Source organism: Gymnodinialimonas ceratoperidinii (assembly GCF_019297855.1).
GTDB classification, from domain to species: domain Bacteria; phylum Pseudomonadota; class Alphaproteobacteria; order Rhodobacterales; family Rhodobacteraceae; genus Gymnodinialimonas; species Gymnodinialimonas ceratoperidinii.
The window spans coordinates 2,772,179-2,788,551 of record NZ_CP079194.1 but is presented as its reverse complement, the minus strand read 5'-3'; the positions used below and the strand labels follow the sequence as shown (position 1 = coordinate 2,788,551).

14 protein-coding genes are annotated in these 16,373 nt (G+C 67.4%); 6 read left to right on the top strand and 8 right to left on the bottom strand.

Features of this window, described 5'->3' with window-relative positions; translation table 11 throughout:
* Positions 1-181 precede the first annotated feature (181 nt).
* The 5 genes from KYE46_RS13465 to KYE46_RS13445 all read right to left on the bottom strand — a co-directional run bounded on the left by KYE46_RS13465 (position 182) and on the right by KYE46_RS13445 (position 5,445).
* Positions 182-493, bottom strand: coding sequence for a hypothetical protein (locus tag KYE46_RS13465; protein ID WP_219001147.1), 312 nt, complete (start codon positions 491-493; stop codon positions 182-184).
* On the bottom strand, positions 483-1,529 hold the full coding sequence (locus tag KYE46_RS13460) for a hypothetical protein (RefSeq protein WP_219001145.1): 1,047 nt from the start codon (positions 1,527-1,529) through the stop codon (positions 483-485). The genes KYE46_RS13465 and KYE46_RS13460 overlap by 11 nt, the downstream gene beginning before the upstream one ends.
* On the bottom strand, positions 1,526-1,930 hold the full coding sequence (locus KYE46_RS13455) for a hypothetical protein (RefSeq protein ID WP_219001143.1): 405 nt from the start codon (positions 1,928-1,930) through the stop codon (positions 1,526-1,528). Before KYE46_RS13455 ends, KYE46_RS13460 begins: the two co-directional genes overlap by 4 nt.
* A gap of 105 nt (positions 1,931-2,035) precedes the next feature.
* Entirely contained in the window at positions 2,036-3,529 is a 1,494-nt protein-coding gene (locus KYE46_RS13450; protein WP_219001141.1) for an FAD-binding oxidoreductase, read from the bottom strand.
* A 173-nt stretch (positions 3,530-3,702) separates the two neighbouring features.
* Entirely contained in the window at positions 3,703-5,445 is a 1,743-nt protein-coding gene (locus KYE46_RS13445) for a BCCT family transporter (RefSeq protein ID WP_219001139.1), read from the bottom strand.
* 376 nt (positions 5,446-5,821) lie between these two features.
* Here KYE46_RS13445 and KYE46_RS13440 point away from each other — a divergent pair, with 376 nt between their 5' ends.
* Complete coding sequence (locus KYE46_RS13440) at positions 5,822-6,775, top strand: NAD(P)-dependent oxidoreductase (RefSeq protein ID WP_219001137.1); 954 nt, start codon at positions 5,822-5,824, stop codon at positions 6,773-6,775.
* Between the two features lie 172 nt (positions 6,776-6,947).
* Here the strand turns inward: KYE46_RS13440 and KYE46_RS13435 are convergent, their stop codons facing one another.
* The 3 genes from KYE46_RS13435 to KYE46_RS13425 form a co-directional block, all read right to left on the bottom strand.
* The gene (locus tag KYE46_RS13435; RefSeq protein ID WP_219001135.1) at positions 6,948-8,219 is read right to left on the bottom strand and encodes a PqqD family peptide modification chaperone; all 1,272 of its coding nucleotides are present in this window, start codon (positions 8,217-8,219) and stop codon (positions 6,948-6,950) included.
* 160 nt (positions 8,220-8,379) lie between these two features.
* Positions 8,380-8,745, bottom strand: a complete 366-nt coding sequence (locus KYE46_RS13430; RefSeq protein WP_219001133.1) for a hypothetical protein — start codon at positions 8,743-8,745, stop codon at positions 8,380-8,382.
* 266 nt (positions 8,746-9,011) lie between these two features.
* The gene (locus KYE46_RS13425; RefSeq protein ID WP_219001131.1) at positions 9,012-9,854 is read right to left on the bottom strand and encodes a LysR family transcriptional regulator; all 843 of its coding nucleotides are present in this window, start codon (positions 9,852-9,854) and stop codon (positions 9,012-9,014) included.
* Between the two features lie 234 nt (positions 9,855-10,088).
* On the opposite strand from KYE46_RS13425, the gene KYE46_RS13420 reads away from it, so the two are divergent.
* From KYE46_RS13420 to KYE46_RS13400, 5 genes are read left to right on the top strand one after another with little or no spacing between them, the layout of a single operon-like run.
* Positions 10,089-12,539 (top strand): GcvT family protein, encoded by a 2,451-nt coding sequence (locus KYE46_RS13420; RefSeq protein ID WP_219001129.1) that lies wholly within the window; start codon positions 10,089-10,091, stop codon positions 12,537-12,539.
* Positions 12,540-12,572: 33 nt separating this feature from the next.
* Positions 12,573-13,448 (top strand): homocysteine S-methyltransferase family protein, encoded by an 876-nt coding sequence (locus KYE46_RS13415; protein WP_219001127.1) that lies wholly within the window; start codon positions 12,573-12,575, stop codon positions 13,446-13,448.
* Positions 13,445-13,921, top strand: coding sequence for a DUF2867 domain-containing protein (locus tag KYE46_RS13410; RefSeq protein ID WP_219001124.1), 477 nt, complete (start codon positions 13,445-13,447; stop codon positions 13,919-13,921). Before KYE46_RS13415 ends, KYE46_RS13410 begins: the two co-directional genes overlap by 4 nt.
* Complete coding sequence (locus KYE46_RS13405) at positions 13,918-14,748, top strand: isocitrate lyase/PEP mutase family protein (RefSeq protein WP_219001122.1); 831 nt, start codon at positions 13,918-13,920, stop codon at positions 14,746-14,748. Before KYE46_RS13410 ends, KYE46_RS13405 begins: the two co-directional genes overlap by 4 nt.
* Positions 14,741-16,285 (top strand): trimethylamine methyltransferase family protein, encoded by a 1,545-nt coding sequence (locus tag KYE46_RS13400; RefSeq protein WP_247716978.1) that lies wholly within the window; start codon positions 14,741-14,743, stop codon positions 16,283-16,285. The genes KYE46_RS13405 and KYE46_RS13400 overlap by 8 nt, the downstream gene beginning before the upstream one ends.
* Positions 16,286-16,373: the final 88 nt, after the last annotated feature.

Here is a 16,373-nt window from a genome sequence, read left to right as displayed (position 1 = left end):
TGGGGCGCGCCGGGCAACTGGCGCGCCCTTTTTTTATGTCGCGGGCGGTGTGAGGTCGGGCAAGGGGGGCCAGCCCCCCGCGCGCTCTGGCGAGCGCGCTCCCCCCGGAGTTGTTCTGGCCAAGATGAAGGGGGAGCGGGACGCTTGGCTGGTGGCCTCGGCACGTGATCTAGGGGGCGTATCATGGGGCCTCGGGTGAGGTCTCGCGCAGGAAATTGGGGATGCAGGCCTCGAGCCCGGCGGGCAGGACCAGCCAGGCGCCTGAGTGGTAGAGCCGGGCGGGGAGGTTTTCGGCCTCCGAGCGCAGGGTGAGGGAGAGGGCCGAGCGTCCGGTGATGGTGATATCGCGGGGCAGGTTTTCGGCCAGGTCTCGGGGTGGAAAAGGGACGAAGGCGGCGGGGGCGGTGCCGCCGAGGGCCATGACAATCGCCAGCGTGGCGATCCAGCCTATGAGAAGGAGCGGCAGGGCGATGAGCAGGCGCTTAATAGTCATGGATGTGCTCCAGCCGCAGGCCGCGTTCCGGCAGCCCGCGCAGGGCTCTGGCGAGTTCAGGCACCGGGACGAGGAAGAGATGGCGGGTGTCGTCGTAGCCCTGCCGCGGCAGGCTCGCCAGCGCATCCGGATGCTCGGGGTCGTCCGAGAGGGCGGTGAACATGATCTCGTCGTTGCCGGCGATATCCACGAATTGGGCGCCTTGATCGGCCCAGTCGGCCATGAGCCGCGTGAGCGCGCGGTAGCGGGGTGTTTCGATTTCCGTGCCGGCGGCGGTTTCAGCGATGATGCGGACACCCTCGGCCTGCGCGAGTGTTTCGGGCGGGAGGCCGCGCACCACCATGTTCAGGGTCAGGTCATCGTGGCCGGTGGCCGCGACAGCATCGGCGATGAGCGCCGCGTAGCGGGCGCGGGCCGCGTGTTCGAGGCCGAGGGCGACGGCGCGCTCGCGGTCGCGGAAGATGCCGGTGGCCTGATCTCGCAGGGCCTGGGCGTCGGCGCGGAAATCGTAGCGATACCAGGGGACCTGTTGCAGGAAGGCGGCGTAGGTGGCGGCCTGTTCGGCCGCGAGCGCATCGAGCGGCGCGCGGGCGGGCCCGCGGATCAGGGTGGTGAGGCGGCCGAGGGTCTCCTCGTAGGCGGCTTTCATCATCATCTCGAAGGTAAAGGAGACGCCGATGACGTGGACCAGTTGGCGGGTCTGGGTGTCGATCTCTCCCAATGCGGCGGCCTCGGTGGTGAGCGTGCAGAGCGCGTCCCAATAGCCGAGAACGGCGCGGGTGTAGTTGAAGTCGTGCGGGTCGTCGGTGCCGATGACCTCGGCGTAATCGTCGTAGGCGTGGACGATGTGCCATTCGGGATAGGTGAGGAGCGTGCGGATCTCGGGCCGGGTCTCGGAGACCAGCGGCGTGGCCGGGGCAGGTGTGGCGTCACCTCGGCACAGGGTCTCGACGTAGATCACGGGCGCCACGAGCACGAGGGCAAGCGCGAGGAGGCCGATCGCGATGCCCTTGAGGATGCGGGTCACCGCCCTCATGCGCGGCGCGCCGCGACGCCTGCGGCAAGGGCGATGAAGCCGAGCGCAATATGGGGAAGGTTGGCCATGATGCGTTGATAGGACCAGTCCATCCCGAGGGCTTCATTGGTGAAGATGCCGAAATCGAGGTAGCCCCATCCGGTGAAGATGCCCAAGATGCCATCGCCGAGGTAGGCGGCGCCGAAGAGGATCAGGAAGGTGCGGGCGGAACGGTTGGAGATCAGGCCCGAGAGGAAGGCCCAGATGGCCGAGACCAGGTGCAGCGCATCGTCGAAGGGGTCGAGGGCAAAGATGCCGAAGGCCAGGCCCGCCTCGTCGGTCAGGCCGGGGATGTAGTTGATCGCGGCGGCGCCCAGAAGGATCACGGCGTAGACCAGGCAGAGGCGGCGGATCAGGCTCATGGGGCTGTCCCTTTCAGCGGAGGGTTGCGGTGGCGGTGGCGGGAGCGAGGGGGTCCGCCCCCTCGCGCTCCCCGGGGATATTTGTCGAACGGGGAAGGAGGCGCGTCAGAGATCGGCAAGGTAGCTGTCCCAGAGATTATTGCGCAGGGTGAGTGTCGGGTCGAGGGCGCGTTTGGCCTCGGCGAACTCTGCCGCGCGGGGATAGGCGGCGGTGAATTGCGCCAGCGTCGCATGGGGGCGGTAGGGCAGGTAATAGGTTCCGCCAAGCGCGATGACGCGGTCGATCAGGGCGCGGGTCATGCGGGCATGGTCGGCCTCGGCGCGGGCGGTCAGTTCCTGGGTGAAGGACATCACGGCTGCGATCCTTGGGGTGGGCGAATGCGGCAGGAGGCTGTCGTTATCGCTGTCGACGAAGCGCAGGGTCACGTTGAGGAATTCCACGAAGGCGTCGGGGATCACCTCGCGGCAGGCGGTGAGGAAGCTGTCGAAGGCATCGAAGGGGATGAAATACTCGTGCAGGATATCGACGCGGGCCGGGTCGCGGTCGTCGAGGGTGACCACGGGTTCGTTCATCAGCGTGTTGCGCGTGGCGGGGCCGGCGACGCGGGGGGCGAGGGAGGCCTCCATCCACCAGCGCCAGTCCTTCATGCTCTCGCGGCCCACCTGGCCCCGGTAGAGGTAGGAGGCGGCGTAGGACATCCAGCCGGATTCCGCGGCGGGCGGGAGGTCGGATTGATCGGGCGTCGGCGCGTAGGTGACGAGGAGCGCCTCTTCGAAGAAGCTGTCGCGGGAGACGTTGAGGCGTCCGTAGGCCATCGGGATCGTCGGGTCCTCCACCGCGTGGCGGAAGGCTGTGGGGAATTCCGCGGCGGGCAGGGTGATGAAGGCCGGCGTCAGGCGCTGGTTCGGTACCATCTCGACTTCGAGGTCCACGATCAGGCCAGCCAGCCCATAGCCTCCGACCGCGAGGTTGAAGAGCTCGGCATTCTGGTTCCGCGAGGCGGTGACCAGCGCGCCGTCGGGCAGGACCATGCGGATCTCGCGGACGGTGGCGCCCATCGGGCCATAGGGCACGGGCCATCCGTGGGCGTTGACCGAGAAGGTCGCCGCGACGCCGAAATCGTGGTTGGATTGCATCACGGCCGGTGAAAACCCGAGAGGGTCCAGCGCCGCGATCACGTCGCGCCAGCGGGCGCCGCCGTTGACGCGGTAGGTCCGGCGCGCGGTATCGACCTCGATCGTGGCATCATCGACGGTGATCGCGTGGCCGTTGCGAGGCAGCGATTGCCCGCCCATGGAGTGACGCGCGGCGCTGACGCAAACCGGGCGTTCCTCGGCCCTGGCGGCTGTCAGCTCGGCCCGGAAGGCTGCCACAAGCGCGTCCCCATGGGCGGCGGGCCGGCTGTGGATGTGGATCGGCGTGGCGGAGAGCTCGGAGGCGTCGTTCAGGATCAGCGGTGCGTCGAGGCTCGCCCCGAGGGCCGGGACACCGCGCCGTTGCGACAGGCCGGGTGCCCAGGAATAGCCGAGCCCGAAGCCGATGGCCGCGCCGCCCCCCATCAGAAGCGCCCGACGTGAGAATGTTCGAAGTCGGCTCATGGCTGTCCGTCCTGAGACATGTCGTGACGTGATCCTGACCAAGCACGCATCGCTTGTAAACGGGCGACGGCGCCCGCGCCGCTCACGGGAACCTACGGGTAACCGGCCTTGCCGCCATGAAAAAACCGGCGCGAGCGGGGCCGCGCCGGTTTCCAACTACGCTTCAGCACAGATCACTCGGCGGCGATCTCATCATGGGTCGAGGCCAGCCCGCGGCGTGACCGGCGGCCGTCATTGACCACCGCTTTCAGCAGCGAGAAGCCCATCAGCACCATCACAAGGCTGAACGGCAAGGCGCCGATCACCATGGCGGTCTGGATCGCGCCGAGGCCGCCGGCGACGATCAGTCCCCCCACGACCAGCGCCAGCGCGGCACCCCAGAAGACGATGTGAGGGCGGGCCTTGGGGCCCTCGTCGCCGGCGGCATTGATCGTGTTGATGATCAAGACCGCCGAGTCCGCCGAAGTCACGAGGTAGGTCAGCAGCAAGATCACCACGATCACCGACATGATCCACGCGAGGCTGTCGCTCAGCATCACGGCCAGCATGGCGAACAATTGGTCGGACTGGCCGGTGTTCACGATGGCGCCCGCTGCGTCTCCGTTCAGTTCCAGATCGATGGCCGTGCCGCCGACGATGGCGAACCAGACGAAGCACATGGTGGCGGGCACGATCATCGCGCCAAGCACGTATTCGCGCACCGTCCGGCCCTTGGAGATGCGCGCGAGGAACACGCCCACGAAGGGCGCGAAGGCGATCCACCAGGCCCAGTAGAAGATCGTCCAGCCGCCCTGCCAGCCGGCCAGTTGCGACGCCTCTGATCCTTCCACGCCGTCAGAGGCCCAGACGGTCAGGATATTGCCGGGGATGGAGACGAGGTAATCGAAGATGCCGACGAAGAGCGCCTGCAACCCGAAGAAGGTGGAGCCGAAGATCAGGAAGAACGCGAGGATGAAGAAGCTCAGGCCCATGTTGATGTTCGACAGCCACTTGATGCCCTTGCCCACGCCCGAGAGCGCCGAGAGCGTCGAGGCGCCCATGATCACGATCAGTGCGACCACGATGCCTGCCGCCGAGGCCCGCACCGTCCCGTCTGCGCCGGTCTGTTGCAGCCAGTCTCCGAAACCGATCCGCGTGAGGCCCGAGATGAATTGCTCGACCCCGAAGCCAAGCGTCTGGGAGACGCCCAGGACCGTCGCGACCACGGCCACGATGTCGACGACATGGCCGAAAAAGCCCTCCATCGCGCTGCGCCCGAACAGCGGCACAAGGGCCGAGCGGATCGTCAGCGGCAAGCTGCGACGGTAGGAGAAATAGGCCAGCGCCAGACCCACGATCGCGTAGGACGACCAGGCCGCCAGACCCCAGTGGGTGAAGGACCAGACATAGGCCTCGCGCACGTTTCCGGCGGTGGAGCCCTCGTTGATGCCTTGGATCGTCGCGGGGTTGCTGGCCCAGTGATACATCGGCTCGGCCGTGGCGAAGGTCAGCATCCCGATGCCGATACCGGCACCGAACATCATCGAGAACCACGAGAAGTTGGTGAACTCCGGCTCGTCGTCCTCCAGCCCCAGTTTGAGCTGCCCCGATGCGGGCCAGAGCGCCAGCACGAGGCAGAGGATGACGAAGAACGCCATGACGTAGACGTACCAATAGTTGAACGAAGCAAGGATGACCGAGTTGACGGCCCCGAGCACGACGCTCGCGGCGGCGGAGTAGTTGCCGTCCGCGTCCACGAAGACCGAGGCCGGGCCCTCGGCCGCCGGCCCGAAGGTCAGCGAGGCCGCGGGCAACAGGGCCCAGATGATCAGAACGGCGACAAGAAACTTGCCGGAGATCGCGACGATTTTTGTGAATCCCTTGTAGAAGCCTTCATCGGCTGTGGGGATGTCTAGTTCCGTGACGGGTGGTCTCATTTGGGTTGTCCCTTCGAGTTCCAGAAAGCGTTCTGAGCGCAATCCGGTGGTCCTGTCGGCGCGTAAAAAAGCGTGGATTCCACCGCCGCTCGATCATGTGATGGGCCCCGCGGTTCCTTGTTTTTTCGTGTCAGGGCGCGCTCACGTTTACGATGTTCGCGGCAGTATGCGTTATTTTGCAAGGTTTTTCGTGTGGGCCGGGAGGGCTTTGTCGGTCCATCCGCGCATGGACCGCGTGGCGCGGCGGCGCTCTCGGAAGCCTGTGTTTGCCTTTCAGGTTGCCCGTGTCGGCGGTGCGCTTGCCGTGTCGGGAACAGACGCGCGGTGTCGTTTTGGCGCTCCGATGATCCGGGGATGAGAGCAGGGAGAATGGTGGATGGACGTAGGATTTATCGGGTTGGGGTCGGTCGGCGGGAAGCTGGCGGGGTCGTTGTTGCGCAACGGGGTTTCGCTGGCGGTCCATGATCTCGACGCCGTCGCCGTCGATGCTTTCGTGGCGCGGGGCGCGCGGGCGGGGGGCAGTGCGGCGGCGCTGATGCGGGATTGCGATGTGGTGATCACCTGCCTGCCGTCGCCGGCGGCCTCGGCGGCCGTGGTCGAGGAGATGCTGCCGGAGGTGCGGGACGGAAAGATCTGGATGGAGATGTCCACCACCGACGCCGCCGAGATCCTGCGCCTTGCGCCGCTGATCGAGGCGGCGGGCGGCCGCGTCGCGGAATGCCCGGTTTCGGGCGGGTGCCACCGGGCGGATACGGGCAATATCTCGATCTACATGAGCGGCGCGCGGGACGTTTTCGATGCCGTCTTTCCGCTGCTGACCAAGATGGGGCGGCGAGTGCTGCACACCGGGCCGTTGGGAGCCGCGTCGACGTTGAAGGTGATGACGAACTACCTCGCCACGACCCATCTTCTGGCGCTCTGCGAGAGCCTGACCGTGATGAAGGCGGCGGGGGTGGATCTGGGCGTGGCCTACGAGGCGATCGCGGTTTCCTCAGGCAATTCCTTCGTGCACGAGACCGAGAGCCAGCTGATCCTGAGCGGCTCTCGGGACGTGAATTTCACGCTGGATCTGATCCAGAAGGACGTGGGCCTTTTTCAGGCAATCGCGGAGCGCAACGGGGTGCCGCTGGAGCTTTCGCCGAAGGTGATCGAGATGCTGACCGAGGGGCAGCGGGTGCTGGGGGAGGCGGCGCAGAGTGACCGGATGATCGAGCTTCTGGAGGCCGCGACGGGGCTGGAAGTGAGAGCCGACGGCTTCCCGCAGGTGCTGGTGGATCTGGAGCCGGAGGAGGCGGGTTACGAAGTGGTCTTGCGCGATGTGCACGCTTGAGCATAGGGGTTAAGTCTTTGATCCATATCGATTTTCACATTTTCACGCAGTCGTCTGTTGGGGCACCTGCACGCGGCGTTGGTGCGATGCCCAAACCCTCCTTCCAACCCTGAAGTCCACTCAACAGAGCGCGGCTCTTGTTGCCGGCACACCTCCCGCCAGAGCGCGCCCGTCAGGCGCGGGTCGGGGATGGTTCGGGGGTGTCGTGGCAGGTGATGAGGCTTGCCTCGAAGAGGTCTCGCATCGCGCGTTCGCTATCGGACCGGACCTGTGCGGGATCGGCCTCGTCGAAGAGCGCGCGCACCAGTTCCACGATCTCTGCCAGCGTGCTCGGTTCTGCCAGAAGCCGCCAGATGATCGCGGAGCCGGGGTTGAGGCGATTGATCGTGCGGCCGGTGTGATCGGCGAGGAAATGATCTTCTCCGACCGTGGTTTCGACCACGCCCGCGCATTGGGCATAGGCTGCCGACGGGTCGAATGCGGGGCGCGTCGTCGTCGGCGGCGGCTCTGCGGGGTCCAGAGGGGCCTGCCGCAAATCATCGAGCGGCGCGCCGTGCCGGACCGCTTGCAATTGCTGCAAGGCCGGATGTGCGGAGAGGAAGGCCGCGGCGGCCTCACCAGAGTGGTAGGTGAGGCGAAAGATTGGCAAGCGCTCGGTGATCTTGTCGGCGGAATTCAGGATCGTGGCCGCGTGTCGCTGACGGGCAAAGTTCTGGGTGATCAGCGTCGAGAGGGCGTCTTCGCGGGCCATCGGCGCGAGGCTCATGGCGCAGGGTTCCTCGCTTCGGGTGAGCACCACCATCGCGCCCAAGGGATGCGCGGTGCCGCCGGGGGCCACGTCACTCTCTACCAGGTATTTGTATTGCGCGTTGGCGGGGCCGCCGTCCGACGCGACCCAGTCGCGAAAGGCGGGGCTGAAGGCGGCGGGCAGGGGCAGGCGCACGCGTGGGGCTACGCCGTTGGCGATGCCATGGTAGGCGCTGGTTTCAGCTTCGTACCGGACCGGGAGGAAATCATCGGTGAAGAGCGAATGACCAAGGCGCGACAGCGCTGCGCAGAGGGTGCTTTTCCCGGCGCGGCGGGCATTGGGCATCACGACAAGGCTGCCGCCGAAATCGACCGCGGCCGCGTGCAGGCACAGGAGGCTCGGGTTGGAGCGGATCAGCTCCCACGCCATTTCAGAGACCAAATCGCAGACGACGTTCACATCGTCCCATTGCCGCTCCACTGCGGGGGCGTCGCGTGTGGAGAGCGCCCAAGGGCCACGGGCCTGACCCGTCGCGGTGGGTTTGATCGAGGCGAAGGGCGGGATTGCCGTATCGGGGGTCTCGCGGTGAGGCCATTGCGCGAGAATTTTCGAGATCAGAGGCTTTAGAGCCTGCGCGCCGGTCAGGGCCACCGGATGATCGAGATTGTCGAAATGCAGGTAGGTGGTGTCCGTCAAACCGTACCTTCCCGGTGGAGATTTTGCGGATGATGCCGACGAAGAAGCGACGGTTGAGGGGCGCTTGGACGTCGGATGGGGGTGGGTTTGCGGAGGGTCCGAAGGCGCTATTCGCGCCTCCGGGGTTGTTTGGCGTTGAGGGGCAAGACGCCCCCCGGGATCAGCTCTGGCAGACGCTGACGCCATCGGCTCTGGTGACGACCTGACCGCCCCCGGAGACACATTCGTCTGCGGTGATCACGGTCGGGCCGCTTGCGCCGCTGGCAAGGCTGGCGGCCGAGGCCATGCTGGCCGCCGATACGCCGCTGGCAGCGGATGCGGCGCTCGCCGCCGATGCCGCGCTTGCAGCGGAGGCTGCGCTGGCTGCAGAGGCTGCGCTGGCCGCGGAGGCCGCGCTTGCCCCGGAGGCCGCGTGGGCCGCCGACAGGGTCATGACCGACGGCACGGTATAGCAGGTGACGGCAAGGCCGCCGATGCGGGCCATGGCCCGGCGGCGGGAGACGGAGTTGGCATTTTCAGTCGTCATGATCTTTTCCTCGATCGCATACGCATTGATGGGTCACGCAACCGCCCTGGGCAGCCTTGTGGGGTTCTGACGCGACATCTCACGGGGCGCGGTCGATCAAGTTTCAACTGCTTATGTGGCCAAATTGTGGTCTGGCTCTTGCCTGTGCTCGACGCCTCGCAAGAACTAGTGGCAAACGCCTGTATACAGATCAACCGGGCCGGTGATGGCGTCGCGATGTGTGCTGAAATCCGCTGCCCGATGCCGGGATCGGGAGGGAGGGGTGATCAGCCGAGTCGCCCCCGGAGCACCTTGGCGAGGCGCCGATAGCCCGCGCGGTGGCGGTTGCGCAGGTGCATGGCGGTGAAGACCGGCTGGGTGATCGGCGGCGCGTCGGGGACGGGGTGGGCCGTGCCTTCGGCGATAAGGGCCTGCGCCATCTCGTCGGGCAGGTAGGTGCTGCCGCCGAGCGCAAGGAAGAGGCCGCGGACGGCGGCGGCCTGACCGCTCGACACGCTGCCGAGGCTGAGGCCGGGCAGCAGCGTCGCGTGGGTCTGGGAGAAGGCGGGGGCGAAGCTGGGCAGGATGTAATCGGCGGGCGTGACCTCGGCCAACCGGCGCGGCGCGTCCGAGACCATTCGGTAGCCCACGTCGCCCATGCTCTCGAAATAGAGATCCGGCGAGGGGCGGGGGGTGAAGACGACGCCGAGATCGAGGGTCCCGGTCTCCAGATCGCGGCACATCTGGGTGGAATAATCGCCGTCGACGTAGAAGCCGCAATCGGGCAGCGCCTGTCGCAGGGCGGCGAGCCAATCGGCCACGTGGTTGTCGATCAGGTCGTGCTGGATGCCGATGCGCAGCATGACGGCGGCGCCGAAGGGTTTGACGTCGGCCCGCCCATCAGCCCAGGCGCGGCGCAGCACGCGGGCGTGGATCTCGAAGCGCAGCGCGGCGGTGGTGGGCTGGGTGCCGGAGCGGGAGCGCTCGAAGAGGCGCTCGCCCAAGGCCTTCTCAAGCGCCTTCACCCGGCCCGAGATGGTCGATTGCGTGACGCCGAGCCGGTCGGCGGTGCGGTTGAAGGAGCCGGTGTCGAGGAGGTCGAGGAAGGTTTCGATCTGGTCGATCTGCATGGGGCGGGGGCTTTCGGTGGCGGGGTCGGAGGGGGCTCTGCCCCCATGCGGAGCGGGGTCCGCATTCCCCCGGAGTTGTAGCGGCCAAGATGAAGGGAGCGGGGGCGGGGCCTAATCGGTTTTGTCGATTAAAACATATGCGGCGGGCAGATTGAAGTGGGGAGGCAGGTTGGTGATACTGAGGCCGAGCAATGGATTTGGCGCCCCGGTGAGGGGCGCATCGGGAGAGACGAGATGGCAGACCTGCCCCGGACGGCACGCGTGGTAATCATTGGCGGAGGGGTGGTTGGCACCTCGTCGCTCTATCATCTGGCGAAGGGCGGATGGACCGATTGCGTGCTTTTGGAGAAGAACGAATTGACGGCGGGCTCGACCTGGCACGCGGCGGGGAATTGTCCGAACTTCTCGACCTCCTGGGCGGTGTTGAACATGCAGCGCTACTCGCTGGAGATGTATCGGACGCTGGCCGATGACGTTGATTATCCGATGAATTATCATGTGACTGGGTCGCTGAGGCTCGGCCACACGAAGGAGCGCGCGCAGGAGTTCCAGCGGGTTCTGGGGATGGCGGAATACCAGGGCATCGACATGGCGATGCTGTCGAACGAGGAAGCGAAGGAGATGTATCCGTTCCTCGAGACCCATGACCTGAGCGGCATCCTTTACGATCCCTACGACGGCGATATCGACCCGGCGCAGTTGACCCAGGCGCTGGCCAAGGGCGCGCGGGATCTGGGTGCGCAGATCCATCGGTTCACCCCGGCGACTGGTGTGCGGCGGGAGAATGGTGAGTGGATCGTGGAGACCGAGAAGGGCGAGATCCGTTGCGAATACGTGGTGAACGCGGCCGGGTATTATGCGCAGCGGGTGGGGGAGTGGTTCAAGCCCTATGGCGGGCGCGAGGTGCCGATGGTGGTGATGAGCCACCAGTATTTCCTGACCGAGGAGATCCCGGCGGTGAAGGAGTGGACCGAGGCCAACGGCCGCAAGCTGCCGCTGATCCGCGACGTCGACAGCTCCTATTACCTCCGGCAGGACAAGAACGGGCTGAACCTCGGGCCCTATGAGCGCAACTGCAAGGCGCATTGGGTGACGCCCGAGGACCCGATGCCGGAAGACTTCAGCTTCCAGCTCTACCCCGACGATCTCGACCGGTTGGAGTGGTACATCGAGGATGCCATGGCGCGGGTGCCGCTGCTGGGCGAGGGCGGCGTGGGGCGCAACATCAACGGGCCCATTCCCTATGCGCCGGACGGTCTGCCGATGATCGGGCCGATGCCCGGCGTGGAGAACGCCTTCGAGGCGCACTCCTTCACCTTCGGCATCGTGCAGGGCGGTGGCGCGGGCAAGGTGCTGTCGGAGTGGATCATGCATGGCGAGACCGAGTGGGACATGTGGGCCTGCGATCCGCGTCGCTATACTGATTTCGCCGATCACGACTATTGCCTCGAGAAGGCGCTGGAGACCTACGGGCACGAATACGGGATGCATTTCCCCTGGAAGGCCTGGCCCGCGGGGCGCGACAAGAAGCTCTCGCCCGTTGACGGGAAGGTCCGCGCCCTGGGCGGCCAGATGGGCGCCTATGGCGGCTGGGAGCGGGCCAACTGGTTTGCCAAGCCGGGCGATGACACCTCGCTCGAGGCCACCGAGACCTGGGGGCGTCACGGTCCGTGGGAGCCGAGGGTCCGCGAGGAATGCGAGGCGGTGCGCGACGGGGTCGGCGTGCTCGACCTGCCGGGCTTCTCGCGCTTCAACCTGAGCGGCGAGGGCGCGGCGGAATGGCTGCGCGGGCGCATCGCCGGGGCGCTGCCCAAGGTCGGACGGATGAACCTCGCCTATTTCCCCGACAGTCGCGGGCGCATCCTGACCGAGATGTCGGTGCTGCGTCACGGCGAGGAGCATTTCACCCTGATCACCGCCGCCGGGGCGCAATGGCACGACTACGAGGTGCTCTGGCGCGCGGGCCTGCCCGACGGGGTGAGCCTGACCGATCACACGCGGGATTACTCGACGCTGATCGTCACCGGCCCGAAATCGCGCGCGCTCTTCGAGAAGATCGGAACCGAGGCGGACCTGTCGCTTGGTTGGCTGAGCCACCAGGTCGCCAAGGTCGCGGGCATCGATTGCGCGCTGGCGCGGGTCTCCTTCGCGGGCGAATTGGGGTGGGAGATCCACGCCGCGAACGAGGATATCCCGGCACTCTATGACGCAGTGCTGGAGGCGGGCGCCACGCCGTTTGGCATGTTCGCGCTGAATGCGCTGCGGATCGAGAAGGGATACCGCGCGTGGAAGGGCGACCTCTCGACCGATTACAGCCTGTTGGAAGGCGGCATGGAGCGGTTTATCCGCTTCGACAAGCCGCAGGATTTCCCCGGCAAGGCGGCGCTGCTGTCAGAAAAGCAATCGGGTCCGAAGAAGCGCTTCGCGGTCCTCAAGGTCGAGGCGGGCGAGGCCGACGCGCCCTACATGTCCACCATCACCCACGGCGGCGAGGTGGTGGGCGAGACCACCAGCGGGGCATGGGGCTACCGGGTCGGCCATTCGGTCGCGCTGGCGATGCTGCGCGCGGATCTGGCGGAACCGGGGACGGAGCTGGACGTGAACATCTACGGCGATATCTGTAAGGCGACAGTATTGGGCGACGGGCCGATCTGGGACGCGGAGAATGCGCGGATCCGGGCATGAGCGGGCCGCGCCGGCACAGATAAGGAGAACGGCATGGAGATCACGCTTCTGGATGGCGGCATGGGGCAGGAGTTGATCGCGCGCTCGGACGCGCCGGCGACGCCGCTGTGGTCCACGGACGTGATGCGTGCCACGCCCGACCTCGTGCGCGCGGTCCATGCCGATTACTTCGCCGCGGGCGCGCAGGTGGCCACGGCGAACACCTATGCGATCCACCGCGACCGGCTGGTGAAAGCCGGGGTCGAGGAGGAGTTCGAGGCGCTGCACCGTCTGGCGCTGGAACAGGCGCGCGCGGCGCGTGATGCCCATGGCAAGGGGCGCGTGGCCGGGGCCATCGGGCCGCTCGGCGCGTCCTATCGGCCGGATTTGCAGCCCGAACACGGGGAGGCGGTGGCGCGGTTCGCGGAGGTGGCGGCGCTGCAGGCACCGCTCTGCGACCTGCTGATCTGCGAATCCGTGGCCTCCGTGGCCCATGCGAAGGCGGCGCTCGAAGGCGCCTCGGGCCATGGCGTGCCGGTCTGGATCGCCTTCACGGTGGACGACACGGACGGCAGCCGCCTGCGCTCGGGCGAGCCGCTGGCCGAGGCGGTCGCGGCCTGCGACGGCGCGGCGGCTCTGCTGGCCAATTGCTCGATCCCCGAGGCGATGCCCGCCGCGCTGGCGGAACTGGCGAAAGCCGGCGTGCCCTTCGGTGCCTATGCCAACGGGTTCACCGAGATCAGCGCCGGGTTCCTCGAAGACAGCCCGACGGTCGACGCCCTGACCTCGCGCGAGGACCTTGGCCCCGCGACTTATGCCGATCACGTCATGGAGTGGGTCGGGCAGGGTGCCACGATCATCGGCGGCTGCTGCGAGGTCGGGCCTGCCCATATCGCCGAGATCGCGCGGCGGCTGGAATCGCTCCCGTGACCGGGTTGAAGCGCCCCCTGCGCCCGCCCGACTGGTCGGACGCGCAGACCGCGCCCGTCAGGGCCGGGATACCAACGGCGCGCGCGGCCTATGAAATCGCGCTCGGCCAGATGCCGCCCTGGGTGAACCGGGCGATGAAAATACGCAACGGGGTCGTGGGCCGGATGGGTCTGAAGACCCCGGCGATGGCGCCGGAAACGGCGCAGAGACAGCTCTCCGACATCGACAGCCCGCCCGAAGCCCCGACCCCCGGCATGTTGCACCTGCCGGTCGTCCGCGAGCGCGATGACCTCTACGAACTGGGGCTCGAGGATCGCCACCTGACCTTCACGCTGGAGACCCGGCTCGAGGCCGGTCGCGCCGCGATGACCACGCGGATTTGGTTCAACCATTGGACCGGGCGGCTCTACCTCGCCGTGGTCCTGATCCCCCACAAGATCATTGTCAGACACGCACTCGGGAGGCTCGCATGACATTGTTGCAGAGACATGAGGCCTTCGCGGCGCTCCATCGGGAGGGGTGTTTCGTGATGCCGAACCCGTGGGATCGCGGCTCGGCCCGGATGATGGCGGCGTCGGGCGCCGTGGCGCTGGCCACGACCTCGGCGGGCCATGCCTTCACCCTGGGGCGGCCAGACATGGGCGGGGTCAGCCGGGAGGAGGCGCTGGCCCACGCCCAGGAGATCCTGAGCGCCACGGCGTTGCCTGTCTCGGGCGATTTCGAGAACGGGTTTGGCGACGATCCCGACACGGTGGCCGAGACGATCCGCATGGCCGCGGAAGTGGGGCTTTCGGGCTGCGGGATCGAGGACATGGGCTTCGACGGCGGGCTGCACGCCTACGACGCGGAGTTGAGCGCCGAGCGCATTCGCGCCGCCGTGGGGGCCGTGGGCGGCCTCGGGCGGCCCTTCGTGCTGACGGCGCGGGCGGATGGGGTGATGAACGGGCTCTACGATCTGGACGAGGGCATTCGCCGCCTGCAGGCCTTCGAGGCCGCGGGGGCCGATTGCCTCTACCTGCCACTGCCGCCGGGCCGCGCCGAGCTGGCGCGGGTGATGGCCGCAGTCGAGGCGCCGGTCAACGTGCTGTCGGTCGGGCCGCTGCAGGACCTGTCGCTGGCGGAGCTGGCCGCGATGGGGGTGCGCCGGATCTCGCTCGGCAGCCAGGTGGCGCGGGTGACCCATGCGGCGATCCGCGATGCCATGGCGGGGGTCATGGCAGGTGATTTCACGGGGCTGGAGCAGAGCGCTTCGGGCGACGAGATTGACGCGATGCTCAGGGAGGGTGGCAGCGATGGTTGAGGCGATGGAACGCAAGGGCCGGCGCGGCGGCGGCCGGGCGGCGCGGGTGGCGGCGCGGGCGGCGGCCTTGCCCGACGATCTGCGCCCAATCCGGCCCGGAATGGCAGGCGGCACGCTGAAGGTGCTGACCGAAGCGCAAGTGCAGCAGATCCACGAGGCGGCGCTGCAGGCATTGGAGACGATCGGGCTGGCCGACGCGCCGCCCTCGGGCATCGCGGCGATGGTGGGTGTCGGCGCGATCCACGGCGCGGACGGCCGCCTGCGCTTCCCGCGGCAGGTGGTGGAGGACGCCCTCGGGCAGGCGGCGCGCGGCATCACGCTGCCGGGGCGCGACCCGGCCCATGACCTGCATCTGACGGGCACCAAGGTGCATTACGGCACCGCGGGGGCGGCGGTGCATATCGTCGATCCGGCCAGCAACAGCTACCGCGAGAGCACGGCGCAGGACCTCTACAACGCCGCGCGGATCACGCAGGTGCTTGATAACGTGAACTTCTTCCAGCGCCCGATGGTCTGCCGAGACGTTGCCGACAACCTCGAAATGGACCTCAACTCCATCTACGCCAGCGTGGCGGGGACGACGAAACACGTCGGCATGTCGTTCAGCGATCCCTCCCATGTCGCGCCGTGCATGGAACTGATCCACATGCTCGCGGGCGGCGAGGAGGCGTGGCGGGCGCGGCCCTTCATCTCGAACTCCAACTGCTTCGTGGTGCCGCCGATGAAATTCGCCACCGAAAGCTGCGAGACGATGGAGCATTGCATCCGCGCGGGCATGCCGGTGCTGCTGCTGAGCGCCGGGATGGCAGGGGCCACGGCGCCCTCGACCATCGCGGGCGCGGTGACGCAGGCCACGGCGGAGTGCCTTGCGGGCATGGTCTACGTCAACGCGATCCAGCCGGGGCATCCGGCGATCTTCGGCACCTGGCCTTTCGGGCTGGACCTGCGCACGGGCGCGATGTGCCTCGGCTCGGGCGAGCAGGCGCTTTTGTCGTCGGCCTGCGCGCAGATGCACCAGTTCTACGGGCTGCCCGGCGGGGCGGCGGGGGGCGCTTCGGACAGCAAGATGCCCGACATGCAGGCAGGCTGGGAGCAGATGTGCTCCAACGTCATGGCAGGGCTCTCGGGACTGAACATGGTCTACGAGGCGGCGGGGATGCACGCCTCGCTTCTGGGGTTCTGTCTGGAAAGCCTGATCCTCTCGGACGATCTGATCGGACAGGCGATGCGCTGCGTGCGCGGGATCGAGGTGAACGAGGAAACGCTGGCGCTGGACCAGATGGCGGAGGTCTGCCTCGGCGGCACCGGCCACTACCTTGGCACCGACAAGACGCTGGCGCTGATGCAATGCGATTTCGTCTACCCGACCCTCGGCAACCGGATGAGCCCGAAGGAGTGGGAGGAGAACCAGAAGCCCGACCTGATGTCTGCGGCCATCGCCCGGAAGGAGGCGATCCTGGACGAGGCGCGCGCGCAGGTGGCCCCGGACCTCGACCGCGCGGTGCGCGACAGATACGCGATGTATTTCCAATGCTGAGGCGGGCAGCGCCGCAAAACCGGCGTGGCCCCATGGCCCGCCGGTCTTGGCGCTTGACGCAGGAAGGTCGCGAGGATCAGATCGCCGG